This is a genomic window from Arthrobacter ulcerisalmonis, from assembly GCF_900609065.1.
Taxonomy (GTDB): Bacteria; Actinomycetota; Actinomycetes; order Actinomycetales; family Micrococcaceae; genus Arthrobacter; species Arthrobacter ulcerisalmonis.
Map to the genome: position 1 here is coordinate 126,922 of NZ_UXAU01000038.1, position 24,283 is coordinate 151,204.

At 63.9% G+C, this 24,283-nt stretch carries 27 protein-coding genes; 12 read left to right on the forward strand and 15 right to left on the reverse strand.

The annotated features are described in order from the left end of the window. Positions 1 to 72 precede the first annotated feature (72 nt). Positions 73 to 711 carry an aa3-type cytochrome oxidase subunit III gene (ctaE, locus tag PSET11_RS13515; protein WP_203415977.1) on the reverse strand — a complete coding sequence of 213 codons (639 nt, stop codon included), beginning with the start codon at positions 709 to 711 and terminating at the stop codon, positions 73 to 75. A gap of 148 nt (positions 712 to 859) precedes the next feature. Here ctaE and trpD point away from each other — a divergent pair, with 148 nt between their 5' ends. After that, positions 860 to 1,915, forward strand: a complete 1,056-nt coding sequence (gene trpD, locus PSET11_RS13520) for an anthranilate phosphoribosyltransferase (RefSeq protein WP_124092844.1) — start codon at positions 860 to 862, stop codon at positions 1,913 to 1,915. Positions 1,916 to 1,939: 24 nt separating this feature from the next. On the opposite strand, the gene PSET11_RS13525 is transcribed toward trpD, so the two are convergent. Both PSET11_RS13525 and PSET11_RS13530 read right to left on the reverse strand, forming a co-directional pair. Then, the gene (locus tag PSET11_RS13525) at positions 1,940 to 2,215 is read right to left on the reverse strand and encodes an Lrp/AsnC family transcriptional regulator (RefSeq protein WP_124092845.1); all 276 of its coding nucleotides are present in this window, start codon (positions 2,213 to 2,215) and stop codon (positions 1,940 to 1,942) included. Between the two features lie 109 nt (positions 2,216 to 2,324). Beyond that, positions 2,325 to 2,732 (reverse strand): DUF3054 domain-containing protein, encoded by a 408-nt coding sequence (locus PSET11_RS13530; protein ID WP_124092846.1) that lies wholly within the window; start codon positions 2,730 to 2,732, stop codon positions 2,325 to 2,327. 169 nt (positions 2,733 to 2,901) lie between these two features. Here PSET11_RS13530 and PSET11_RS16755 point away from each other — a divergent pair, with 169 nt between their 5' ends. Together PSET11_RS16755 and PSET11_RS13535 are read left to right on the forward strand one after the other, a co-directional pair. Further along, positions 2,902 to 3,051, forward strand: coding sequence for a hypothetical protein (locus tag PSET11_RS16755; protein WP_203415978.1), 150 nt, complete (start codon positions 2,902 to 2,904; stop codon positions 3,049 to 3,051). Positions 3,052 to 3,109: 58 nt separating this feature from the next. After that, a complete protein-coding gene (locus tag PSET11_RS13535) occupies positions 3,110 to 3,862 on the forward strand; it encodes a DNA alkylation repair protein (RefSeq protein WP_124092847.1) in 753 nt (250 codons plus the stop codon). Here the strand turns inward: PSET11_RS13535 and PSET11_RS13540 are convergent. Further along, positions 3,844 to 4,242, reverse strand: a complete 399-nt coding sequence (locus tag PSET11_RS13540) for a VOC family protein (protein ID WP_124092848.1) — start codon at positions 4,240 to 4,242, stop codon at positions 3,844 to 3,846. The genes PSET11_RS13535 and PSET11_RS13540 overlap by 19 nt on opposite strands. Before the next feature lie 238 nt (positions 4,243 to 4,480). After that, a complete protein-coding gene (locus tag PSET11_RS13545) occupies positions 4,481 to 4,972 on the reverse strand; it encodes a DUF4188 domain-containing protein (protein ID WP_124092849.1) in 492 nt (163 codons plus the stop codon). A gap of 76 nt (positions 4,973 to 5,048) precedes the next feature. Here PSET11_RS13545 and PSET11_RS13550 point away from each other — a divergent pair, with 76 nt between their 5' ends. Then, complete coding sequence (locus PSET11_RS13550; RefSeq protein WP_238989157.1) at positions 5,049 to 5,645, forward strand: TetR-like C-terminal domain-containing protein; 597 nt, start codon at positions 5,049 to 5,051, stop codon at positions 5,643 to 5,645. 1 nt (position 5,646) lies between these two features. Here the strand turns inward: PSET11_RS13550 and PSET11_RS13555 are convergent, their stop codons facing one another. Genes PSET11_RS13555 through PSET11_RS13570 form a run of 4 tightly spaced genes read right to left on the reverse strand, consistent with a single transcriptional unit; the run spans position 5,647 to position 10,088 of the window. Beyond that, complete coding sequence (locus PSET11_RS13555) at positions 5,647 to 6,237, reverse strand: DinB family protein (RefSeq protein ID WP_124092850.1); 591 nt, start codon at positions 6,235 to 6,237, stop codon at positions 5,647 to 5,649. A 50-nt stretch (positions 6,238 to 6,287) separates the two neighbouring features. Beyond that, complete coding sequence (locus PSET11_RS13560; RefSeq protein ID WP_124092851.1) at positions 6,288 to 7,409, reverse strand: ABC transporter ATP-binding protein; 1,122 nt, start codon at positions 7,407 to 7,409, stop codon at positions 6,288 to 6,290. A 35-nt stretch (positions 7,410 to 7,444) separates the two neighbouring features. Beyond that, positions 7,445 to 9,037 carry an ABC transporter permease gene (locus tag PSET11_RS13565; protein WP_203415980.1) on the reverse strand — a complete coding sequence of 531 codons (1,593 nt, stop codon included), beginning with the start codon at positions 9,035 to 9,037 and terminating at the stop codon, positions 7,445 to 7,447. Between the two features lie 4 nt (positions 9,038 to 9,041). Beyond that, positions 9,042 to 10,088: an iron ABC transporter substrate-binding protein gene (locus PSET11_RS13570; protein WP_124092852.1), complete on the reverse strand. Its 1,047-nt coding sequence runs from the start codon at positions 10,086 to 10,088 to the stop codon at positions 9,042 to 9,044. A 224-nt stretch (positions 10,089 to 10,312) separates the two neighbouring features. On the opposite strand from PSET11_RS13570, the gene PSET11_RS13575 reads away from it, so the two are divergent. The 3 genes from PSET11_RS13575 to PSET11_RS13585 are packed head-to-tail and all read left to right on the forward strand — an operon-like array spanning position 10,313 to position 13,375. Then, a complete protein-coding gene (locus tag PSET11_RS13575) occupies positions 10,313 to 11,506 on the forward strand; it encodes a type III polyketide synthase (protein WP_124092853.1) in 1,194 nt (397 codons plus the stop codon). Positions 11,507 to 11,508: 2 nt separating this feature from the next. Beyond that, a complete protein-coding gene (locus tag PSET11_RS13580; RefSeq protein WP_238989158.1) occupies positions 11,509 to 12,228 on the forward strand; it encodes a methyltransferase domain-containing protein in 720 nt (239 codons plus the stop codon). Continuing rightward, complete coding sequence (locus tag PSET11_RS13585; RefSeq protein ID WP_238989159.1) at positions 12,218 to 13,375, forward strand: FAD-dependent oxidoreductase; 1,158 nt, start codon at positions 12,218 to 12,220, stop codon at positions 13,373 to 13,375. Before PSET11_RS13580 ends, PSET11_RS13585 begins: the two co-directional genes overlap by 11 nt. 10 nt (positions 13,376 to 13,385) lie before the next feature. On the opposite strand, the gene PSET11_RS13590 is transcribed toward PSET11_RS13585, so the two are convergent. Further along, a complete protein-coding gene (locus PSET11_RS13590; RefSeq protein WP_124092854.1) occupies positions 13,386 to 13,802 on the reverse strand; it encodes a nuclear transport factor 2 family protein in 417 nt (138 codons plus the stop codon). A gap of 53 nt (positions 13,803 to 13,855) precedes the next feature. On the opposite strand from PSET11_RS13590, the gene PSET11_RS13595 reads away from it, so the two are divergent. The 5 genes from PSET11_RS13595 (at position 13,856) to PSET11_RS13615 (ending at position 17,639) form a co-directional block, all read left to right on the forward strand. After that, the gene (locus PSET11_RS13595; protein ID WP_124092855.1) at positions 13,856 to 14,536 is read left to right on the forward strand and encodes a peptide deformylase; all 681 of its coding nucleotides are present in this window, start codon (positions 13,856 to 13,858) and stop codon (positions 14,534 to 14,536) included. Between the two features lie 54 nt (positions 14,537 to 14,590). Next, positions 14,591 to 15,457: a putative RNA methyltransferase gene (locus PSET11_RS13600; RefSeq protein ID WP_124092856.1), complete on the forward strand. Its 867-nt coding sequence runs from the start codon at positions 14,591 to 14,593 to the stop codon at positions 15,455 to 15,457. Positions 15,458 to 15,584: 127 nt separating this feature from the next. Then, positions 15,585 to 16,049: an NfeD family protein gene (locus PSET11_RS13605; RefSeq protein WP_124092857.1), complete on the forward strand. Its 465-nt coding sequence runs from the start codon at positions 15,585 to 15,587 to the stop codon at positions 16,047 to 16,049. 53 nt (positions 16,050 to 16,102) lie between these two features. Continuing rightward, positions 16,103 to 17,047, forward strand: a complete 945-nt coding sequence (locus PSET11_RS13610; RefSeq protein ID WP_124092858.1) for an SPFH domain-containing protein — start codon at positions 16,103 to 16,105, stop codon at positions 17,045 to 17,047. Between the two features lie 244 nt (positions 17,048 to 17,291). Continuing rightward, the gene (locus PSET11_RS13615) at positions 17,292 to 17,639 is read left to right on the forward strand and encodes an RNA polymerase-binding protein RbpA (protein ID WP_124092859.1); all 348 of its coding nucleotides are present in this window, start codon (positions 17,292 to 17,294) and stop codon (positions 17,637 to 17,639) included. Positions 17,640 to 17,707: 68 nt separating this feature from the next. Here the strand turns inward: PSET11_RS13615 and PSET11_RS13620 are convergent, their stop codons facing one another. The 5 genes from PSET11_RS13620 to tatA form a co-directional block, all read right to left on the reverse strand. Further along, entirely contained in the window at positions 17,708 to 18,442 is a 735-nt protein-coding gene (locus PSET11_RS13620; protein WP_124092860.1) for a polyprenol monophosphomannose synthase, read from the reverse strand. A gap of 95 nt (positions 18,443 to 18,537) precedes the next feature. Beyond that, positions 18,538 to 20,181, reverse strand: a complete 1,644-nt coding sequence (locus PSET11_RS13625) for an amidohydrolase (RefSeq protein WP_124092861.1) — start codon at positions 20,179 to 20,181, stop codon at positions 18,538 to 18,540. Between the two features lie 46 nt (positions 20,182 to 20,227). Next, positions 20,228 to 23,134: a DEAD/DEAH box helicase gene (locus tag PSET11_RS13630; protein ID WP_124092862.1), complete on the reverse strand. Its 2,907-nt coding sequence runs from the start codon at positions 23,132 to 23,134 to the stop codon at positions 20,228 to 20,230. Between the two features lie 20 nt (positions 23,135 to 23,154). Continuing rightward, positions 23,155 to 23,949, reverse strand: coding sequence for a twin-arginine translocase subunit TatC (gene tatC, locus PSET11_RS13635; RefSeq protein ID WP_124093032.1), 795 nt, complete (start codon positions 23,947 to 23,949; stop codon positions 23,155 to 23,157). Positions 23,950 to 23,999: 50 nt separating this feature from the next. Then, positions 24,000 to 24,272 carry a Sec-independent protein translocase subunit TatA gene (tatA, locus tag PSET11_RS13640; protein ID WP_124092863.1) on the reverse strand — a complete coding sequence of 91 codons (273 nt, stop codon included), beginning with the start codon at positions 24,270 to 24,272 and terminating at the stop codon, positions 24,000 to 24,002. Positions 24,273 to 24,283: the final 11 nt, after the last annotated feature.

Below are 24,283 nucleotides of genomic sequence, written 5' to 3' on the forward strand. Positions count from 1 at the left end.
ATTCGATCCTGCGTCGGCTCCGGGAGCCGCTACCTGAAATTCTGCCTCTTGTAGAAAAAGAATCAAAGCTGACTACTTGAGGACGTAGATGACCAGGAAGAGCCCGATCCAGACAACGTCGACGAAGTGCCAGTAATAAGAGGTGACGATCGCAGACGTAGCTTCAAAATGGCCGAACTTTTTGGCCGCGAAGGACCGGCCCATGATGAGCAAGAAGGCGATGAGGCCGCCGATGACGTGCAGGCCGTGGAAGCCGGTAGTCATGTAGAAGGCCGAGCCGTATGCGTTGGAGGACAGCGAGACGTGCTCGGAAACCAGCATGGCGTACTCGAAGGACTGACCGCCCACGAAGATCGCACCCATGATGAAGGTCAGGGTGAACCATTCATTCATTCCCCACTGGGAGAACTGGAAGCGGCTGCCTGAGCGGCGCGGCTGGAGCCTTTCGGCGGCGAAGACGCCCATCTGGCAGGCAAAGGAGCTGGCCACAAGGACGATCGTGTTTGCTAGCGCGAAGGGGAAGTTGAGCTTGGCTGTCTCTTCGGCCCACATTGCTCCGCTGGTGGAGCGCAGTGTGAAGTACATGGCGAAGAGACCGGCGAAGAACATCAACTCGCTGGACAGCCAGACTACGGTTCCAACAGAAACCATATTGGGGCGGTTCAGCGTGGGGTGCGCCGGGGTACTGGGGGCATGAGTCGCAGATGTCACATAGACATTATGTCTGTAAAAGTCCCTGCTGCCCAACGCAAACCGCCTTTTGGGGGGACTTTTTCTACAAAGACGCGAATTTGCTCTGAAAAGTTCCCACGCGGCTCACCATTGGTCAGCGTGGCGGGTTGGTCGATAGCATCAGTGGGTGACTTCACCGGCAACTTCAGCCCCCACCAACACGTGGCCCCGGCTCATTTCAGCGCTCATCAACGGTTCGGATCTGACCTCGGAGAACACGTCCTGGGCGATGGACACCATCATGTCCGGCGCTGCAACTCCTGCGCAGATCGCCGGTTTCTTGGTGGCGCTCAGTTCCAAGGGCGAAACGGTGGAAGAGTTGTCCGGTCTTGTCGCAGCGATGTTGGAGCATGCCAATCCCATTGCCATCAGCGGTGAGAAGCTGGACATCGTGGGCACTGGCGGGGACCAGCTCAACACGGTGAATATCTCCACGATGGCAGCACTGGTGGCAGCTGGCGCCGGTGCAAGGGTGGTCAAGCACGGCAATCGGGCGGCGTCGTCGTCGTCTGGTTCTGCGGATGTCCTGGAAGCTTTGGGTGTCCGCTTGGACCTTCCGATTGACCATGTGGCGCGCAACGCTGAGGCGGCAGGGATCACGTTTTGTTTTGCTCAGGTATTTCATCCTTCGTTCCGTCACACAGCTGTGCCGCGCAAGGAATTGGCCATTCCCACAGCGTTCAACTTCCTTGGTCCGCTGACGAATCCTGCCCAGGTGCAGGCCTCGGCAGTGGGTGTCGCGAACGCGCGGATGGCGCCGCTCGTGGCCGGTGTCCTGGCCAAGCGGGGGAGTCGCGGCCTGGTCTTTCGAGGCGGAGACGGACTCGATGAGTTGACCACCACCGGGCCCTCCACGGTGTGGGAAATCCGGGTTGGCCGGGTCGCTGAGTTTGAGTTCTCACCCCAGGACCTGGGGATAGCAAAAGCGACGGTCGATCAGCTGCGTGGCGGTGACGCCGCTGCCAACGCTGGCGTGGTGCACGAGGTACTTGCCGGAAAGCCGGGGCCCGCACGGGATGCGGTCCTTCTCAATGCTGCCGCTGGCCTGGTTGCTTTCGACCTCGCCGCGGATGGATCGTTCCTCGATCGGATGCAGGTGGCCTACCAACGGGCGGCAGTGTCCATCGATTCAGGAGCGGCCGCCGCTGTCCTGGCCAACTGGGTTAGGTTGACGCGCGCCTGAGGCCGCCGGCCGCCGTCGTGCGCCCTAGAAACCCAGCGAAAACGCGGCGTCCAGGTCGTGCTGGGAGTACGCGCGGAACGCGATGTGAGTGGTGGTGTGCACCACTGCCGGAACCTTGGAGAGACGGTCGGCGATGACGTCGGCAAGATCCTCGTGCCGAGGCACCCGCGCCACCGCGATCAGGTCCCATTCGCCGGTGACCGAGTAGACCTCGCTGATGCCTTCGAGGGCAGAGATCTGTTCTGCGGTCTCGGGGATACGGGAGGCGTCAGTTTTGATCAGTACGAAAGCGGTGATCACGGGAATCCTTTCGGATCAGTTGCGGGGGATTGCCTGCGGGAATGGGCTGCTGCGCCCAGCCTATTACAGTCCCCGGGTCTGGGAAGGCTAGTGCGTGCGGCGGGTTTGATCAGCTTTCTCGGGGCCGCCGTCGACGAATTGCGGCGACGAGCAACCGGTAGCCAACCAGCAGGATGCCCAAGGAAAGCAGCGCCACTATAAAGAACGGTAAAACGACTGTCTGGCCCGTCACTGCGCGGAGTAGCATGCCGCCAATCAGGGCGCCGAACCATATACCGATCCCGGCATGTATGGGGGATAGCGGATGCCGCCAGGCACGCATGGCCAGCCAGCCGAGCGCAGCGCCCACCAGGAAAGGCCACGCTGTAAGGAACACGCCGGTGACGACGTCGCCGCGGGCGTGTGCGTCGCGTCCGACGGCGGCAAACACCAGGATCAGGACCACGTCAGTGATCGCGGCGATCGCCACCGTCGTGGCTGATGGGGGAGTCGACGTGCGGATTTTGGGCGAAGTCATGGGTTCCAGCCTATCGGCCGGGAGCATTGCCGCGGTCCGCGGCGACGGCTTTCACCCCATAAGACGCTGCCTTACCGATTGTCACCGAATGTCTCGCTGAGGAATGCGAGGATTAGGCGAGAAACGATCGATAGTGGGCTGCCCTGACGGGCCGCTGCGAGGAGGTTCCATGAATAGGCCGCTGTGGATCTGCACTCTGGTGGGCGCCGCGGTGGGGTTTTCCTTCGGACTGGCGGTGTACGACAGCCCGGTGGTGGGTTTCGCCGTCGGAATCGGGTTGGGTGCCCTGGTCGGCGCCAGCTTCCGACGGCGGCACTAGGCTTTTCGCGTGGGCGGGCGCCCGCGCTGAATATTGGGCTTACTCGCAAGGAGGAATCGTGGCGGAGACCGAAGTGCAGAGGGTGCTGGCCGAGTTGGCTGCGCTGGACGATCCCAAGGTACGCGCCGTCAACCTCAGACGGGGCGATGACCACGGACTGAACCTGTCCAAAGTGCGCTTGATCGCGAAGCGGCTGAAGATCCAACAGCCTTTGGCGCGTGATCTGTGGGCAAGCGGTGACACCGGGGCGCGATTGCTTGCCCTGCTGATCTGCCGGCCGAAGGATTTCACGGCAGCCGAACTCGATGCCATGGTGCGCGAGCCGTCTGCACCGAAAGTCCATGACTGGCTGGTGAATTATGTGGTGAAAAAGAGCCCCCATGCCGAGGCGCTCCGTGTGGCGTGGAGTACAGACGCCGACCCTGTGGTGGCCAGTGCAGCATGGGCGTTGACAAGTGAGCGTGTGGTCAAAAAGCCTGCTGGCCTGGACTTGACTGCCCTGCTCGACGCTATCGAGGCCGAGATGAAGATTGCGCCGGATCGTTTGCAGTGGGCCATGAACCATACTCTGGCGCAGATCGGGATCAACCACGCTGAGTACCGGCCGCGCGCCCTGGCCATAGGCGAGCGGCTCGAAGTGCTGAAGGATTATCCAACGCCTGCCAACTGCACCTCACCGTATGCACCGGACTGGATCAACGAAATGTGCGGCGGAGCGAGGAAGCTGCAGCGGCGCCACACTGAGGCGCCGGGGGAGTGGGGCTGCTTCGAGTCCTTCTTTTCCTACGGAGTTCAGGCTTGTGGTTCGTAACCAATCAGCCAGTGCAGGCCGAACCGGTCACGTACCTGGCCGTCAGATGCTCCCCAAGGTTTGGGCTCCAACGGATCGATGATTTCCCCACCGTCAGCCAGCTTGTCGAACCACTCATGCAGGCTTGCAGGTTCCGCCGTGCCCAACAGGGACAACATGAGTCCTTCAAACCGGACGGGTGGTTGGCCCGCTGCGGCGTCTGAACCTGCCAGGACCACCGGTCCGTCGAGAACACCGTGGGCGATGCCGTCCGGATCGCCTGCCGCGCCGAAACCCGCGTTGGTGTGGAGACTGACGCTGCCGCCGAAAATGCCGGCGTAGAAGGTGAGAGCTTCACGAGTGGTACCCGGAAACGTGACGTAGATCTGGGGTGCAGTCATTTTTACAGCCTAACTGCGGTGGAGTAACTGCCGCTTTCTGGACAGAGGAGCAGAGGCGTCGGACGGATTCCGCCATCCTGTGAGCATCTCGGAGAACATGAGATTTACAGCTCAATGGACGACGGCAGATCCTGCACCACATGCAAGCATTCTTCTTCTACTTTACATAATGTAGATTATCGGCGCATTTGAAATCTCGCTGGGAGTAGCTACAACTCAGCCAGTCCGCCGCGCTCATCTAGCCCGCTTGCGCCGAACGGCCCATGCGCTGCTTCGCCGTTTGCGTCCCCTTGCCAATCGGGACCTGCGCGGTGGCTTTGGCCAGGCCGAACAGTGGCATTCCGCTGTAGATGGTTTCGATCCCGGACGTCTGCACCTGGTAAGTCTCATGCCAGATCCCGATCTCCCCCGACCCGGCGTGTTCTTTCATGAAGCTCCGCCATGGTTCCAGGTGCGGAGCTTCCCGGTCGGCGGCAAACTTCCTTAGATGTTCGGGACTCTGCCAGTAGGTGACCATCAGGGTGGTGCGACCAAACCACTGTTCAACCCCAAGCATGCCGGTATCGGGGTTCTCGGAAAGATGACGCAGCATGCGTGGCATCGAGGCAGCCACCCGGGCAACCTTGCCGATTTTCCACCAGCGATTGGCACGCATGCCGATCAGAAACACTGTCACGGATTCCTGTCCGGGGTTGGCCGTGAATCGGCCGGGATAGATCTGTTGCCCCACGATGTGGCTCCTATGTAGTTACTGACAGCGGATTCATAACGTTGTTACAAAACAATGTTATGAAATAATGGTGGACATGGCAAGACCTGTAGTGCATACCAGTGACCTCCGAGCTGAGCTGTTGTTGGTGACTGCTGTCCTGGTGGACCGAGGCGGCCCGGACAAGGTCACGGTGCGGGACGTGGCTGCGGCAGCAGGAACATCCACGACGGCGGTCTACTCACTGTTCGGCGGGAAGTCGGGGCTGCTCAACGCCGTTGTCGATGACGGCTTCCGCTCGTTTGGTGACTCCCAAAAGACTGCCCTGAAGGGCGGGCTGCGTGGCCTGGGCGCGGCCTATCGCGATTGGGCACGAAGCCATCCAGCGCTGTACCGGCTGATGTTCGGTGGTGCGCTGGCTTCCCTGACCGAATGCCAACCCAGTCCGGACGAGCCCATGGACGCCATGGGTCCACTCAAAACGGCGGTGGCTGAAGCTCAGCAGGGCGGCGATGCTAGCCAGGCACAGGTGGACGTCGTCGCAGCAGCAATCTGGGGACAGGTCCACGGTCTGGTAAGCCTGGAACTCGCGCAGATGGGACCGCCCGGCGTGGATTGGGATGCAGCTTATGACGTCGCCCTCGATGCCATCTCTCGCTGCTGGGATATCTCGGCGGCACGGCCAATCGAGTAGGCTACCCGTCGCCCTTGTAACCAAGGGCAACAGCTTCCAGCTGATCGCAGTACTGGCGCCACCACTCGGTGTCCCCCGCTGGCATGTTGCCGTTGCCGTCCCGGAGCCCAACACCGCCGTCGGCCAACTCGCGCACAATGTCTGCGTGACCGGCGTGCCGGTGCGTTTCGGCGGTCACATGAACAAGGATCCGGGCAAGGCTGACGGGGTTGCTCTCCTCGCGCCACCAGGGAACGTGGCCGGTCGCGTCCAGGGGCAGCAGCGAGATCGTTTCGTCGGCGTGCGCCCACACCTGGCGGTACAGATCGAGGATCGCCGTGCGGGACTCTTCGGGCCGGGCCCACATGTCCTCGTTTGGCTCGGCAGTTGAAGACAGCCACGGGATGTCTGCTGGGAAGGGGCGGTTGAAGACCACGCCAAAGTACTCAGCTTCGACCCCAGCAAGATGTTTGACCAATCCCAAGAGGTTCGTACCGGTCGGGGTCAGCGGCCGACGAACATCGTACTCGGGCAAGCCATCAAGCTTCCAGAGAATCGTATTGCGGCCTTCCTGCAGGTACCGGAGCAATTCCGCCTTCACAAGCTCGCTCATGCGCTCCAGCTTGTCCTACCCGTCTGCGGATGGCAATCAATCCCCCGTCGTCAGGAAACGTCCACGGGAAAGGCCACGCCCTCCCCCACCACTCGCAGGAACAGTTCCGTGCCGGGCTTGGTGATGGACGCGTTCCAATGCCTGATGGTGATGACCTCACCGCCCGGGCTTGTTTGGTCAGGAAGCGTCCCTGAGAAATTCTCGGGTGGCAACAGCTTGATCCGTACAGTGGTTTCCGGACCGAAGTAGTCGGTATCCACCACCACGCCGCGAATTGGCCCATCGGCAGCGATCCGGATCTGCTCCGGGCGCAGCATGAGCTGGACCCGGCCCTGAGCCGGCGGCCGCCGCACTGGAATTCCCCCCAGTGAACACGTGGCGAGTGAGCCTTCGAGCCAGGCATCAAGGATGACGGCATCGCCCAGGAATTCGGCAGTGGCACGGTCCGCTGGGCGCGTGTAGACAACGAACGGATTACCGATCTGCGCCAGCGTCCCGGCGCGCATGATGGCCACCTGGTCGGCGAAGGACAAGGCCTCAGCCTGGTCATGCGTTACCAAAATGGTGGTCACGCCAGCGTCGCTGAGCACCTTGGCCACTGCCCGCCGAGTGGCCACCCGGAGGCCGGCATCGAGGGCGGAGAACGGCTCGTCCAGCAGCATCAATTCCGGTTCGCGGGCCAGCGCCCTGGCCAGCGCCACCCGCTGCTGCTGCCCACCGGAGAGCTGGTGCGGGCGCCGCTTTGCCATGTCAGCGTCAAGGGACACCATGTCCAAAAGTTCCTGGACCCTGGCCTTCACCGCTTGGCGACCACCGCTCAGCTTGCCGGCAGCCAAGCCGAAGGCAATGTTCTGGCCAACCGTCAGGTGCGGAAAGAGTGCACCGTCCTGGGCCACGTAACCCACCTTCCGCTTGTGCGCTGGAACCCAGGAGCCAGCGCCGGCAACAGGTCGGCCATTGAGGCTGATGGCGCCCGTCGCCGGGTGTTCGAATCCCGCGATCAGGCGCAGCAGGGTGGTCTTCCCCGAGCCGGACGGTCCCACAATGGCAGTAGTCCCGCCCTTGGCCACGGACAGGTTCACACCCTTCAGCACGGCCTGGGAACCGAAGTTCTTGGTGACTTCCGCGATGTCCAAGTACGTGTTGGTGGTAGGGGCTACGGATGCGGACACCCGGGGTGCTGACAGTCTGGAAGGCGATGAGTCGGTCACTGTCCGGCTACTTTCTTGGACTGCTGGAACAGCAGATACGTGATGGGGGCGGAGAGCAGGATCATGAGCAGCGCATAGGGAGCGGCGCCGGCGTAGTCGATCTCGCTGCTCTTGCTCCAGAATTCGGTGGCCAGGGTTCGGGTCCCGTTGGGCGACAGGAGCAGGGTGGCGGTGAGCTCGTTGATGATGGCCAAGAAGACGAGTGCGGCGCCACCGGCGGCAGCCGGTGCTGTGAGCCGGAGCGTCACCGTCAGGAAGGAAACCAGCGGAGCCTTGCCGAGCGACTGGGCGGCCTCATCGAGTTCCCTAGGTGCCTGGGCCAGCCCGGAGCGGATGTTGACCAGCGCCCGTGGCAGGAAAAGCAGGACATAGGCAGCGATGAGGACGACGGCGGTCTGGTAAATTCCCGGCACGGCACGGATGCTGACCGTGACAAAGGCCAGGCCCACCACAATTCCAGGCATCGAGCTGGTCACGTAATTGGAGAGCTCGAGCATCTTGCTGAACCAACTGGGGCGCCGCACCGCCAAGTACGCCATGGGGAACGCAACCACGGTGGTGACGACTGCTCCTGCCGCCCCGTAGGCAAAAGTCTGCAACAGTGCGGGGAGGAATTCGGTGGCCGTCCAAACCGACGCTCCCCCGGCGGACACCCAGCGCAGCACCATCAGGACGGGCAGGCCAAAGGCGAGTCCTGTCAGCGCCAACAGCGCCAGCTGTGCAGGAAGCTGGTAGCGGTGCAGTGGCACTCGCGTTGCCCTGGCCTGAGCGCCCGAGCCAACACGCGCATAGCGGGCTGTACCACGGCTCCGGATCTCCACCAACAGCAGAATCAGGCACAAAATCACCAGCACGCTGGCGAGCATGTTGCCGGCCGTGCCGTTGAACGTGGACTGGAACTGCACCATGATGGCGGTGGTAAACGTATCGAAGCGAATCATGGCAAACGCGCCGTATTCGGCGAGCAGGTGCAGGGATACCAGCAGCCCGCCGCCCGTCATGGCGATCCGCAACTGCGGAACCACCACCCGAAAAAACACCGACCAGGGGCCAAATCCCAACGACGCGGCCGATTGCTCGATCGCCGGATCAAGCCGACTCAGTGCTGCGGCCGTTGGAATGTAGACGAGTGGGAAGTAGGACAGGGTGGCAATAAGCACGCCGGACCAGATGCCCTCGAGGGATGGCACTGCAGAGACCCATGCGTAGCTGTTGACGAACGCCGGGATCGCCAGCGGGGCGGCTAATGCTACGGCCCACCAGCGATGCCCACGCAGCCTGGTCCGCTCCACCAGCCACGCGCCACCCACGCCAAGTACCAGGCACAGCGGCACAGTGATCACGGTGAGCAAGATCGTGTTGAACAGCAATTCGCCCACGCGCGGTCTGACAATAAGTTCGACGGCGGTGTCCCACCCGGTCGCGACCGTCATGACGGCGACGTAACCCAACGGGATGAGCGAAAACAATGCGATCAGGAGAGCGAGCAGCGACAGCGCCGAAACGCCGAAAGGCGGGCGAGGGCGCTTGCCCTGGCCCGCCGTCGTCGTGCTCCCCGACGTTGCGGGAGCCGATGGATCAGTGATCACGTGGTTACAGCAGTCCCGCCTTGGTCATCAGTTCGGTGACCTTGGTGGAATTGAGTCTGGCCGGGTCCACGGTGGGAGCCTGCAGGTCCTTGATGGGAACCAGCTTGGCGTTGGCGTCCACCTGGGAAGCGATGGCATATTCGAACGAGGTGCCGTTCTTCAGCACTTCCTGGCCCTGTTTGCCGGTCACGAACGCCAGGAATGCCTGGGCTGCTGCGGCGTTCTTGGCTGATGTGAGGACACCGCCGCCGGAGACGGACAAGAAGGCACCCGGATCTTCGTTCTTGAAGTAGTACGGGGTGACCTTGTTGGAGTTCTCCCCGGTCTTGGCCTGGTCGCCATAGTAGTAGTAGTGGTAGATCAGCGCGGCATCAACTTCACCGGCGTTGACGGCCTTCATAGCGGTGCTGTTGCCCTTGTACGCCTTGAAGTTTTCCTTCATGCCTGTGAGCCACTCTTCGGTGGCAGCTTCGCCCTTGAGCTCCAACAGCGCGGCGACGATGGCCTGGAAGTCGGCACCGGACGGCGATGCAGCCCACTTGCCCTTCCATTCGGGCTTGGCCAGGTCCAGCATGGACTTGGGCAGGCTGTCCTCGCTGATCTTCGTCTTGTCATAGACCAGGACGGTCGAGCGGGCGGCGATGCCTGTCCACTTGCCCGTGGTGGGGCGGAACTCTGCTGGAACCTGGTCCAGGGTGGACTTGTCCACGTCAGCGAACAGGCCGGCGTTCTCTACCTGCGCCATCGCAGGAGAGTTTTCGGTGAGGAAGACGTCAGCTGGGGATGCTGCGCCCTCCTGCACGATCTGGTTGGACAGTTCCGTATCAGAGCCCTGACGGATGGTGACCTTGACGCCGGTTTCCTTGGTGAACGCATCCACCCACTCTTTGGTGAGGCTGTCATGCTGGGCGTTGTACACGGTAATCTCACCGGACACCGCGGAGCCTGATGCTGCGGGTGCGGTGCCTGCGGGCGAGCCGCACGCTGCCAGGCCAAGTGCCGCCGTTGCGGCCAACGCGATTCCGGCCAGCGTGTACTTGCGAATCTTCATGGGTGCTTCTTTCTGCGAACTACAAGCCAAGGGATCAAAAGTTCTCCCCTGCGAGTTTAGGTTAGCTGTGCCTAAGTCTCACAATGAGCCGACGTATTGTGATATGCGTCATAAGTACTTTGCCGGCTCGAGTGCCGACCACCGCTCAGACCGAGTCGAGCTCCCCGCAGCCGCTGGCCGGGGCAGCCATTGTCTTATCCCCTCAGGTCGCCAACAATGAACCAATGACGGTCTACGTGCGATCCCTGGAAACCGCAGTCCCGCCCACTATCCTGGTCCAGGCCGAAGCACGTGACGTTTTCGCTGCCCAACCGGGGCTCACCCGGTTGGGGTCCCGCCTGGTCAGCACCTGTTTCGATTCCGCAGCAATCAGTACCCGGCACACAGCCGTGGATGAGCTCACCGTGGCTGCCCGCTCCGACGATCCGCAGTTCTTCGACCCACAGACCGGCCTACTGCTGAACCCCAGCACCAAAGTCCGGAACGAGATTTTCGCCCGTGAGGCCACCAAATTGTTCATCGAAGCGGCCCGGGCGGCGGTGAGCGCATGCCCGGGACTCCAGCCTTCCCAGGTGACGCACCTGATCACCGTCTCCTGTACTGGCTTCTTCAACCCGGGCCCCGACTACAAGATCGTCAGGGAGCTGGGACTCGAGCCGTCCGTCCAGCGGTACCACCTTGGCTTCATGGGCTGCTACGCCGCGTTCCCCGCCCTCCGCGCCGCCAAACAGTTCTGTGAGGCTGACCCGCAGGCCGTGGTGCTGGTGGTCTGTGCGGAACTCTGCTCTCTGCATGTCCGCACCTCCAACGATCCAGACACCATCATGGGCTCAGCCCTCTTCGCCGATGGTGCGGCCGCCGCCGTCGTCAGTTCCCAACCCGGCGCAGCTGGCGAGGCGCTGCTGCAGCTTGACCATTTCGAGACGGTCCTGACCCCGGTGGGTGAGGACGCCATGGCGTGGAACATCGGCGATCACGGCTTTGAAATGGTGCTCGGCAACTACGTCCCACACATCATCGACGACCACATCACCGGAGCGCTCAAGCCCCTCCTGGCCACCGAGCCCGAGCTTGCAGCGCAACCCTTCAGCTCCATCGCCCACTGGGCCATCCACCCCGGCGGCCGCAGCATCCTGGACAAGGTGCAGTCGCGGCTGGCGCTGACCGACGAGCAACTCGTTCCGGCCCGGGAGATCCTCCGAAACTACGGCAACATGAGCAGCGCCACGGTCCTTTTCGTCCTGAAGTACATCCTGGAGCAAGAGCAGGCCCGCGACGGCGAGCGCATCTGTTCCATGGCCTTTGGACCCGGCCTCACGGTGGAAACTGCCCTCTTCACCAAGCTGCGGCATTGCCCCACCACTGCGCTCCGTGAGCGTGCCTACGCCAGCCGGCACCTCGAGGCGCCGGTAGCGTAGCCGTGGTCCTTCCCCTGCAGCAGCGGGCAGCCAACGCCGTGGAGCTCATGGATGACCCGCAGTGCGATCCTCGGTCCCTCACCAACACCTACCGCCAGTTCGGCCTGGTCAACAGGCTGTTTGCTGGCTGGCGGGGACTGTACCAGCGGGAGCTTGCCCCGTTGGTACGGCTGAACCAGGGCCCATCAGCGCCGTTGCGCGTCCTGGACGTTGGCTGCGGCGGGGGCGACCTACCGGTCCTGCTCGCCAAGTGGGCGGCCCAGGACGGTTGTGCCGTGGACATCACCGGCATCGACCCCGATCCACGCGCCGCAGCGTTCGCGGCCACTCGACCCGTGCAGCCTGGCGTCACTTTTCGGGCGGCCCACAGTGCCGACCTGGTGGCGGCCGGTGACACGTTCGACGTCGTGATGTCCAACCACGTGCTGCACCACCTCGCTGCTCCGGAGTTGGCAGCGCTGCTGGCGGATTCCGCAGCGCTTGCGGGCCGACTCGTCCTGCACAACGACCTGCGCCGAAGTGTTGCCGCCTACGGACTATTCAGCGCGGCCGCGTTGCCGTTCCGGGGTTCGTTTATTCGTGCCGACGGTCTGACGTCGATCCGGCGCAGCTACACTCCGGCCGAACTGGCTGCCGCGGCCCCGGCTGGTTGGTCGGTGGCGCGGGTCCCACTGTTCCATCAGGCGCTGGTCTTGCGGAAAGGCTACGCCGGTGCCCGATGATCCAGTGGACGTTGCCATTGTGGGTGCCGGCCCCGTAGGGCTTTACCTGGGGGCACTGCTGCTGCAGTCCGGGGTCCGGGTGCGGGTTGTGGAACAGCGTGTTGCCGCCACTGAGCACTCACGGGCCATTGGCATCCACCCGCCCGCCTTGGCAGCCTTGGCCGAGATCGACGTGTCAGGGCAGATGATGAGCGCTGGCCAGCCCATCCGCGGCGGGATCGCGCTGAGCCGGGGCCGGGAAGTGGGTCGGCTCGACTTTGGCAGCATTCCCAGCCGCTATCCGTTCGTCCTGGCGCTGCCGCAGACACAAACGGAAGACATTCTTGCCGCCCGCGTTGCAGCGCTGGATCCAACTGCTCTCCGTCGTGGCGTCAAGGTTACTGCCGTGGCGGACGACGGCGGCACCGTTAGGATCACTGCCGAGCCCGCGGCAGGTGCCGGGCCGGGAGCCCGCGGATTCGCGGCCAGGCTGGTGATCGTGGCGGACGGCGCCAAATCGACCCTGCGCGCTTCCTTGCCGACAAGGATCCATGCCCGCACCTACCCGGACCACTACCTCATGGGCGACTTCGCGGATGACGGACGTTACGGACACCAGGCGGTGTTGTTCCTGGAACCTGGCGGCATCGTGGAGTCGTTTCCCCTGCCGGGAGGGCTGCGCCGCTGGGTTGTCCGGCTTGGTGCTTCGGCGGTGGGGCCAGGGGTCAGTGAGTTGGTGACCCTGGTGGCGGATCGAACCGGCGTGGAGTTGGCGTCGCACAGCAACAGCATGCTCAGCGCCTTCAGTGTCCGGACCGCCACCGTTGCCCAGACCGTGCACGGCAACGTGGTGTTGCTGGGCGACGCCGCCCACGAGATCAGCCCCATCGGCGGCCAGGGCATGAACCTTGGCTGGCTCGATGCCCAAGCCCTCGCCCCGCTCATCTGCCGGACGCTGGCTGGTGCGGCAACCAACGGTGACGTGGCGGCGTTCGAGGCTGGCCGTCGTCGTGCCGCGAACCGGGCACGACAGCAGGCCGGCATCAACATGGCCCTGGGCCGGCCCGCGCCAGCCGCCCTGCTCCGGCTGCGCAACGCGGGCATCGGCGCCCTTGCCAGCATCCCGTCGGTGAACCGCATGGTGGCGCGCCGGTTCACCATGCTCTGAGCAGGCGGCGTCAGGGCCGGTGGTAGCAGTCGTAACTGGCCTGCCGGGCAATGCGACCCTTCTGGAGGTCAAACACCGAGCACGTCGTGGCGCGGATCCGCTCGCCCCGGTCCCAGTACCGCAGGTCCATTTTCACCGTGGCAGACCAGTCTGCCTCCACCACCACGCGGCTGCCCTCTACCGTGGTGCGGTGGATCTCGAAGCGCTGGTCAGAGACCACCTCGGCGCTTTGGTCCGCACCGGACAGCACGTCGGTCAGCGACCGCCGCGAGCCCTCCGGAGCCAACAGGTGCGGCGCCTCGACCAGCTCAAAGTCGTCAGCAAGATAAGGCCGGATCTCCGCTGCTCCCCCGCCGGCTTCCAACACGCGGATGAAGCTGAGGACGAGGTCGCGGGCGGACGTGGGCAGGGCGGGGGTGATGGCCATGGTGTAGACCCTAGCAATCCTCCCGGGCCGGCTTGCCCCGTTAGGCTGAGCGCATGAGTTCGCTTCCACCCAACACGACCCAGGGCGCCGCACAGATTCGCGAAGCGGTTGAGCAGATCCTGGCGCTGACCGACCTCCCGCGTATCGTCCAGGCCGGGCATCCGGCGTTGCGGCAACGCGCTGCAGCGTACGACGGGCAGCTCGATGACCAGCAGTTGGCGCAGCTTCTCGACGTGATGCGCCGCGTCATGCATGACGCACCGGGCGTGGGCCTCGCCGCGCCCCAGCTGGGCATTCCGCTGCAGCTCGCAGTCCTCGAAGACCAGTACGACGTCGACCCCGAAGTAGCTGTCATCCGGCACCGGGAGCCACTGGAGTACCTCGCCATCATCAATCCGCGCTACGCCCCCGTGGGCGGCACCCAGGCCGCTTTCTACGAAGGGTGCCTGTCCTTAGACGGTCTTCAGGCTGTGGTGGCCCGGCCAGACGCCGTGATTCTGGACTTCACCGATCCCGCCGGGAACGCCCAGCAACGTGAGTTCTCCGGCTGGCAGGCCCGCATTGTCCAGCATGAAACGGACCACCTCCACGGGGTCCTCTACATCGACAGGGCCCAGCTGCGCTCGCTGGCAAGCAACGTCGAATACGCCAACCATTGGGCCGGGCCCGGCATCGACTCTGCCCAGGCGGGGTTGGGGTTCGACGCCGGTCCGGCAGGGATCAGCCTCCCCTGACCACGGCGGTCGGCCTGGTCAGCGGTGCCACCCGCCGGACCTAAGATGGAGCCCATGCCCGTTGCGCCAGAGTCCGCCCTGCAGTGTCCCATCTGCCAGCGTCCCTTGGAACTGGCAGCGAATGCACTGACACAGCTTCGCTGCGCTGAAGGCCACTCCTACGACGCCGCCAAACAGGGCTACTTCAACCTCCTGGTGGGCAAGGGAACGGCCTTCGAAGCTGACTCAGCTGCCATGGTGGCGGCCCGCCACAACTTCCTGGCCGCTGGGCATTACCTGCCGTTGGCAACTGCCGTTGCGGCCGCCGTCGTGCCTCATCTGCCGGCAACCGGCGGCGCCGTGCTGGACTCCGGGACGGGGACCGGACAGTACCTACGTGTGTTGCTTGATACAGCCGCCGCGGCGAACGTGCCGGTGGCATCGTATGGGCTCGATATTTCCAAGTACGCCCTCCGTCGCGCGGCCCGCCTCAACCCCGAATCCATCAATGTGGTCTGGGATGTTTGGCAACCGCTACCCCTGGCGGACCACTCAGTGGATGCTGTGACAGTGATTTTTGCGCCCCGCAATCCAGCCGAATTTGCCCGGGTGCTGCGTCCGGGAGGACGCCTGCTCGTGGTGGCGCCGGGCAGCGGCCATCTTTCTACGCTGGCTACAGCCACCGGGATGTTGGCCATTGAGGACGACAAGGAGGACCGTCTCCGTGCAGCTATGACCGGACACTTCAGCCTGGAATCCGCGGCGGACCTCACCATTCCGTTGGTCTTGAGCCGCACCGAAGCCGCCGATCTGGCCTTCATGGGTCCCGCCGGACACCACCTGGACCAGGCTTCGCTGAGAACCACGGCTGAGCTGTGGACCGAGCCAGTAAACGTGGAGGCGAAGTTTCGGCTCCTGGCATTCACCCGACAGACAGCGTAACGAGTTGACTACTATCCCCTCCCCCGCCACAAGGATCCCAGCGCCGCCGAAGCTGCCGGACTAGGATGAAAGTGCAGTAACTGGGGATTCTGCGTACGCAACTCCAGGAAGCAGGAGGGGGAACGACATGTTCGAATGGCTCGGCGAAAACTGGTGGGCACTGTGGCTCACGGCGTTCCTGGCCTTTGCGGTGATCGAAATGATCACCCTTGACCTGTTCTTCATCATGCTGGGCGGCGGCACATTGGCGGCCTTGATCGCTGACTTCGCAGGCGCAGACGGCTGGCTCCAGATCGTGATCTTCTGCATCGTGTCCTTGCTGATGATCGCGTTCGTCCGGCCTGTGGCCCTGGCCCACATCAAGAAGGGCCCGCCGGAACAGCGCACCAACATTGACCGGCTGATCGGCGAGTCCGCCGTGGTGATGGAGCCCGTCACCACGGCTGGCGGCCTCGTCAAAATTGGCGGCGACATCTGGAGCGCCCGGTCATCCTCGGGCGAACTGAGCGCCGGACAAAAGGTGGTGGTGGCCGCCATTGACGGCGCCACCGCTGTGGTCACCACACCGCCAGAGGCGCTTGACCAGGCTTGAGAAGACCAGAAACATCCTGACAACGCTGTATCACTTGGGGAAAGAGGAGACGTATGGATAACGCAGGAGGGACCGCCTTGGCCATTGTGCTGGTGGTCCTTATTATTTTCGTGGTCATTGTTTTGGTTCGTTCGGTACGGATTGTGCCGCAGGCCAGAGCTGGTGTGGTGGAGCGACTGGGTAAGTACCAGCGCACCCTCAACCCGGGCCTGACCATCCTGATTCCGTTCGTAGACCGGCTGCTGCCCATGCTGGACCTCCGCGAACAGGTGGTGTCCTTCCCGCCCCAGCCCGTCATCACGGAGGACAACCTGGTGGTGTCCATCGACACCGTTGTCTACTTCCAGGTCACCGATGCCCGTGCTGCGACGTACGAGATTGCCAACTACATCCAGGCCGTGGAACAGCTCACCACCACCACCCTGCGTAACGTGGTGGGTGGACTCAACCTTGAAGAAGCACTGACGTCCCGCGACCAGATCAACGGTCAGCTCCGCGGAGTGCTGGACGAGGCAACTGGTCGTTGGGGTATCCGGGTTTCCCGCGTTGAACTCAAGGCGATCGATCCGCCCCACTCCATCCAGGATTCCATGGAGAAGCAGATGCGTGCCGAGCGTGACCGCCGTGCAGCCATCCTCACGGCTGAAGGTACCAAGCAGGCTGCCATCCTCACCGCAGAAGGCCAGCGCCAGTCCTCCATCCTTGCAGCAGAAGGTGACGCCAAGGCTGCCATCCTTCGAGCTGATGGCGAAGCGCAAGCCATCCAGAAGGTCTTCGATGCCATTCACAAGGGCAACCCCGACCAGAAGCTGCTGGCGTACCAGTACCTCCAGACGCTGCCCAAGCTCGCCGAAGGCTCCGCCAACAAGCTGTGGATCATCCCCAGCGAATTGACCGAGGCACTCAAGGGAATCGGCGGTGCCTTGGGTGGCACCAACCCGGACCCCACGGCCGGGGATCGTTCGGACAATACTCCGTCCGCGGCGCCACTGCTGTAACGCAAAAGTACTGCTCAGGGAGGGCGCCCGCACCGTGTGCGGGCGCCCTCCCGCTTTTGTGCAGAGCCCACCACACCCCGTATAGTGGGGTATTTGTCCGGCCCGAGCAATCGGCCGGAACAACACAGCTTCGCGATGCGTTGAATCCTATGATGCAACACAGCGCACCAAAAGTCCGGCGGCGATTCATTCCCGCCGGCAAGCGCGGGGTATCAGAGCCGCGTAACGACCAGAGGGAGAAAACATGAGCGATCGCAGCCTGCGGGGTATGCGCCTTGGCGCGCAGAGCATGGAGACCGAGTCCGGTGTAGAGCCGGCGCCGCGCCAGCGGGTCGAATATCGCTGCGCAGACGGCGAGCAGGTTTTCGTTACCTTCTCCTCCGAAGCGGAGATTCCCGCCGTCTGGGTTTCCAAGACCGGCAAGGAAGCGCTCCTGGTCAACGGCGAGAAGCCTGACACCAGCAACGAGAAAGCCGTCCGGACCCACTGGGACATGCTGCTGGAGCGCCGGTCCCTGCCGGAGCTGGAGCAGATCCTCGAGGATCGCCTCACCATCCTGCGTGAACGCCGCGGTGAGCGTCGCTCCGCCTAGAGCGTTGATGACATAAAAGAAGGGTTGGCCTGCAGGCCAACCCTTCTTTTATGTCTCGACCAGGAGGACTAGGCAGACTTCTTACCGGTCAGTGCTTTCCACCGGGCAGCCAGGCCCCACTTGGTGACGTTGATCATGGCCTCAACCACAATGTTGCCGCTCATCTTTGAGGCGCCCAGTTCACGTTCCACGAACGTGATGGGGCGTTCCTCAATCCGCATCCCCATTTTGGACACCCGCCAGGCGAGGTCCACCTGGAAACCGTAGCCAACGGAGTCCACTTCAGCGAGGTTCAACCGTTCCAAGGTGGTGCGCCGGAACGCGCGGTAGCCACCGGTGACATCCTTGATGTTCAGCCCAAGCATGAGCCGCGCATAGGTGCTGCCCACCCGCGAAATCGCCTGCCGGTAGAGCGGCCAGTTGACCACGCTGCCACCGGGAACCCAGCGGGAGCCCATGGCCAAGTCTGCGCCCTGCTCAATGGCCTCAAGCAGCTGCGGGAGCTGTTCGGGCTGGTGCGAGCCGTCAGCATCCATCTCCACCAGGACGTCATAGCCGGCGTCCATGCCCCAGCCGAAGCCGGCAATATATGCGGCACCCAGGCCCTCCTTGCCCTTGCGGTGCAGGACGTGGACCTGCGAATCCGCAGCGGCGATCGTGTCCGCGAGCTTGCCGGTGCCGTCCGGGCTGTTGTCGTCAACCACCAAAACGTCCGACGCCGGGACGGCCGCGCGGAGGCGCTGCAACGTCTTGGGCAGGGATTCGAGCTCGTTGTAGGTGGGAATGATGGTTAGGACGCGCACGAAGGGCCTTTCCTGGAGGGAGCGGTCGATGCACCTGATGGCAACCGTGTCACCGGTGGGCGCAACTATTCATTATAGGGTGGACGGGCTGGCTGTCAGGACCTCAACGCCGGACTTGCAAAGAGTTCGACGCCGTCCCGCACGGTCTGCAGGCAGGCCGGGTCGGTGCCGGTATCGAGGGCCGGCAGCAGGGGGGTGCGTGCGCGGGGGTCGGTGCTCCAGGACTGCACCCTGCCGTCCGCTACCTGCACCATCAACTCGGCCACATCCCACACGGCGAAGCTGGCGGGAGCGCCGGGGACCAGTTGCCCTGCCATGAAGTTGGGGTGCCGGGCAGCACGCCAGCCAGCACGGGTGTGCCCCAGGAACGCGGCCCGGGCGGAAATTCGCTGCTCCGGGTTGTTGTGCTCCAGGCACGCCCTGATGCTGGACCAGGGCCGCAACGGTGTGACGGGGCTGTCGCTGCCGAAGCTGATGGGAACACCTGCGGCGTAGAGTGCTGCGAAGTGGTTCAGCCCGGTACTGCGCTCCCCCAGCCGCTGTTCGTAGAGTCCGCCGGGTCCACCCCAGGCTGCGTCAAACCCCGGCTGGGCGCTGACGGTCACTGAGTATTGGGCGAGTTTGGCGATGGCACGGGCATCCACCATTTCCACGTGTTCGAACCTGTGGTTGGCGGCCCGGACCCGCTGTTCACCGACCTCTTCGGCAGCCAGGTCCAGGGCAGCGAGGGCCGCGTCCAGGCCGGCGTCGCCAATCACGTGGAAGCCGCCCTGGATGCCCAGCAGCGAGCAGGCTGCCAAGTGGGCTGCCGCCTGGTCGACGCTGAGGTAGAGGCTGCCCCGTTCGGCGGAGTCGCTGTAGTCGGCGCGGAGGGCCGCTGTCCTGGACCCCAGGGAACCGTCAATGTTCAGGTCCCCGGCCAGGCCGTGCACTTCGAAGCCGAAACCGGCCATGATGCTGCGGGCGTGCGCCTCGGATTCTGCGAGTTCGCCCCAGTACGGCAGCACTTCCGGCCGTGCCGGCCCGCCGTGCACACCGGCGTTCCAGCCAGCGGCGATGGCGAGGTCTTCCGCGCCGCCAATGTGCGGGGCACCCATTTCGGCCACGGCCACGTACCCGTTGGCTGCCAACTCGGTGAGCGCGGCCGCCTGGAAATCGCGGAGGGAATCAGCCGGCAGCGCCCGGGTGAAGCGACGCGCCGCTGTGTGGGCGGCCCGCCGAACCTGGGCGCCGCCGTCGTACCCGTCAGCATCAGTGAGGCCAGCCGCGGCGGCCAGCGACGGACTGACCAGGGCCGAGTGCACGTCTACCCTGGCCAGATAGACCTCTCGGCCGCCAGCCGCCCGAGCCAACTCGGCGGCGGTGGGCAAGGTGGCATCATGCCAGCGAGTCTCATCCCACCCGTGTCCCAGCACCGGACCGTCGCCAGGGACCGCGGCTACAGCAGCCAGAAGCTCACGAGCGGAAGAAGCCTGGCCCAACGCCAACGAGTCCAGGGCCAGGCCCGTCTCCGTGAGGTGCACGTGAGAGTCCACGAATCCCGGTGTCACCAGGGCACCGCGCAGGTCGATGATTTCCATCGAGCTGTCTGCAATTGACGTGGCGGCCTGTTCGGAACCCACCCACGCAACGGTGTCGCCGTCCACCACCATCGCCGTAGCGAAAGGATCGGCGGCCGTGTAGACCGAACCATTACGGTAGAGGACAACTTTGGGACGGTCGGATGCCGGCGTGGTCATGGGGACAGGAACTCCTGGGATTGCGCCAGCGAACGCCGGCAGGGGGCTAAAGGACGGAAGAATACGCGACGACGCCGCGCCGGATGAGCGTGATGGACTCACCACAGAGGCGGGACAGTCGGGGGTCAAGGCCGGGAATCTTGGCGAGCTGATCGAGGAGGTCCACTACCTGCTTGACCCAGCGGACAAAGTCGCCGGCGGCCAGGTCGGTGCCGTTGAGGACGTCCTGCAGGTGCCGGCCGCGGGCCCATTTGTACATGGGCCAGACCAGCCCGAGTTCAGGCTCACCGGTGAGTGGAAGCTTGCTCGCTTCCTCAACATCTTCGAGCGCCGACCATTCATGGACCACGAGATCCACCGAGGTCTCCAGCGCGACGCTGGGCATCCGCGGCCGGAGCCCGCGGTCCTCCCGTTTGGCTTGGTAGACCAGCACGCTGGCCAACGCAGCGATTTCCACGGCGTCGAGGTCGTTGAAGGCGCCCAGCCGCAACGACTGGGAAATCAGCAGGTCTTTCTCACCGTAAATCCGGCGCAGGCGTTGGCCATCGCGGCTGATGGTCAACGCGCCCTCCGCCGACGGCTCAAGGTAGCCGTATTTGGACAGCACCTCACAGACCCGGTCGAACGTTTTGGCGATGGTGTTGGTCCTGCCCTGGATCTGCCGTGCCAGGACGTCAGTCTCACGGCGAAGCTTCCACCAGCGCTCGGCCCAGCGGGCGTGGTCTTCCCGTTCGCTGCACCCGTGGCATGGGTGGGAGCGCAGAGCACGCCGCAATTCGGTGATGCGGCGGTCTTGGTCCGGCAGCGCCGCGGCTTTGCCAAAATCGTCATTGCGATTCTGGCCGGGCGGCAGTGGCCGGTTCTCCCGGAGCGCATTCCGGGCCGAGGACGCCAGGTCCCGACGGGATTTGGGCACCTTGGCGTTGAAGGCTTTGGGAATCCGGATCCGGGTCACCGGCGAGATGGGACCGTCGAGGTCGTCGGTGCCGATCCGCCGCAACTGATTGTCGAGCGTCAGGATCGCCGGGCGTGGTTCACGGCTGCCGTGGTCGGCGCTGAGGACGATGGCCGGGCCTGGCGCGCGGCCAGCCGGGATATTGACGACGTCGCCGGGCAGCAATCGTGCCAGCGAATCGTCGATGAGGGACTTACGGTTGCGGTACTTGGATTTGGTGCCTGCGGTCTCGGCGTCCGAGAGTTCCCGGCGGATCCGGGCATAGTCGGTGAAGTCACCCAGGTGGCACGTCATGGAGGCGGTGTAGCCGGCCAGGGATTCTTCCCGGGCACGCACCTGGCGAGCCAGGCCAACAACTGACCTGTCAGCCTGGAACTGCGCAAAGGAAGACTCGAGGATCTCGCGGGCCCGGGCACGGCCAAACTGCGCCAACAGGTTGATACTCATGTTGTACGTGGGCCGGAAGCTTGAGTTCAGCGGGTAGGTCCGCCGCGACGCCAGGCCCGCCACAGCGGTGGGATCCGAACCGGGCTGCCAGAGAACCACGGCATGGCCTTCGACGTCGATGCCGCGCCGGCCGGCGCGCCCGGTCAGTTGGGTGTACTCCCCCGCCGTGATGTCCACGTGGGCTTCGCCGTTAAACTTGTCGAGCTTTTCCAGGACCACTGAGCGGGCAGGCATGTTGACGCCAAGGGCAAGGGTTTCGGTGGCGAAGACCGCCTTGACCAGGCCATCGACGAAGAGTTTCTCCACCACTTCCTTGAAGGTGGGGAGCATACCGGCATGGTGGGCTGCGAAGCCGCGCAAGAGTCCGTCGCGCCAGGACCAGAACCCCAGGACGTCGAGATCATCCGGTGGGATGTCTTGGCCGGCCTCATCGACACGTTGGGCAATGATCTGCTGTTCGCGTTCGGTGGTCAGCCACAGGCCGGAAGAAACACACTGTGCCACGGCACCGTCGCACCCTGCGCGGGAGAAGATGAACGTGATGGCTGGCAGCAGGTCCATCCGGTCGAGGCTGGCGATAACTTGGGGACGGCTGGCCCGGCGCACGGCGGATTCCTGCGGGCCGCGGTGTGGTTGATCGGATCCGCGTCGACCCCGCTGCCCGCGGCCACCGCCGCGGCCGTTCCGGAAGCCTTGTTGGCCCTCGCTGCGAGCAACGCTCAGCAGTTCCGGGTTGACCTCGAAGCCTGCCCCGGGGGTGGCGGTCCTGGTTGTGGTTGCTGGCTGTGAAGTCTCGGCGAGAGCGGCGTCCACCGGTGGTGCGATCTCGTCGAAGGTGGTTTCGCCCGCGAACAGGTCAACGATCTGGCGGCCCACCATGACGTGCTGCCACAGCGGCACCGGCCGGTGTTCGGAGACGATGATGTCCGTGTCACCGCGCACAGTGTCCAGCCAGGCGCCGAACTCCTCGGCGTTGGACACCGTGGCGCTCAGGGACGCCACTTGAACCTCGCTGGGGAGGTGGATGATGACTTCCTCCCAGACGGCGCCGCGGAACCGGTCCGCCAGATAGTGCACCTCATCCATGACCACATAGCCCAGGTCATCAAGGGTTGCCGAGTCCGCGTAGAGCATGTTGCGCAGGACCTCGGTGGTCATCACCACCACTGGCGCGTCGCCGTTGATGCTGGTGTCGCCGGTCAGCAGGCCAACGTTTTCGGTGCCGTACTTTTCGCCCAGCTCACTGAACTTTTGGTTGCTCAATGCCTTGATAGGCGTGGTGTAGAAAGCCTTCAGTCCGCGCTGCAACGCCAGGAAGATAGCGAATTCGCCAACGATGGTCTTGCCGGCACCGGTCGGGGCGGCTACCAGCACGCCCCGACCCTCCTGGAGTGAACGGCACGCATCCCGCTGAAAGTCATCAAGCTCGAAGTCGAGGCTGCGGGCAAACGCACCGAGGTAGGTGGCGCTTTCCGCCTGGCGCTGGGCGCTGGCCCGGTACTTCTCCGCCGGTGAGAGCTCTGGATAGTCGGGCTCAGTGGAAGAGAACATATCCCCAGCCTAGCGGCCTGTCAGAGGTTCTTGAGCTCACTGCTGGGAGTGGCGATGTTGGCGTTGGCCTCATTCTCCACCGCGGCCTTGGCGGTCCGCTTGTCCCGGCGCTTGTCATTGACAATGCACAGGCCAATGGCAGCAAAGAACAGGATCAGCAACGGCGCGGCCAGCAGCAACATGGACAACGCGTCCGTCCCGGGAGCGGCCAGCGCAGCCAGCACAAACACCAGGAAGACGATGATCCGCCAGGCTTTGAGAATGGTCTTACCGCGAACCACACCGGCCATGTTGATGCCCACCAACAGCACCGGCACCAGGAAGGAGATGCCCAGGATCAGGAACATCTGCGTGGTGAAGGTGAGGTAGTCAGTGGCGGAAATGTTGTTGGCAGCCGTGGTGGGGGTGAACTGCAGCAGGGCCCGCACCACCGTGGGGAAGACCAGCCAGGCAACGTAGATGCCGGCCAGGAAGAGGGGTACCGCCGCCGCCATATAGCCCAGGGTGAAGCGGCGTTCCTTGCCGGTCAGGCCGGGCGTAATGAAGGCCCAGACCTGGTAGATCCAGACCGGGCTGGAGATCACCACGCCAATCTGGATCGCGATCTGGAACTTGAACGCAAAGGGATCGGCAATCGTGGCGAAGTTCAGGACCGCCGTGCGACCCGTCTCATGGGCAATGGTGATCAGGGGTGCAGAAAGGGCGGAGACCACGGGATCGTAGAGGAACCAACCCGCAACGGCAGCCAGCACCACAGCGATGGCCGATTTAATCAGCCGGTTCTTGAGTTCCTTGATGTGGTCCCATAAAGCCATCCGCCCCTCCGGATTGGCTTTGCGGCCCTTGGTCGGCGCCACGGTGGGAACTATGCGCGGGTCGACGGCGGAACGTCAGTTCCGTCAGTTGGCTCACCAGGCTGGGCCTTGGGGTGATTCACAATGGTTCCTTCGACCGGACCCGACGAATCGGTGGTCTCTGGCTTGCCATCGTTCTTCATTTCCTTGACCTCGGATTTGATGATGCGCATCGACTGGCCAAGGCTCCGGGCCATGCCGGGCAGCTTGGGCGCCGCAAAGAGCAACAGTGCAACGACGATGATGATAACAATCGGCCAGGGGCCGTCAAAGAGTCTTCCCACGGGAAATCCTT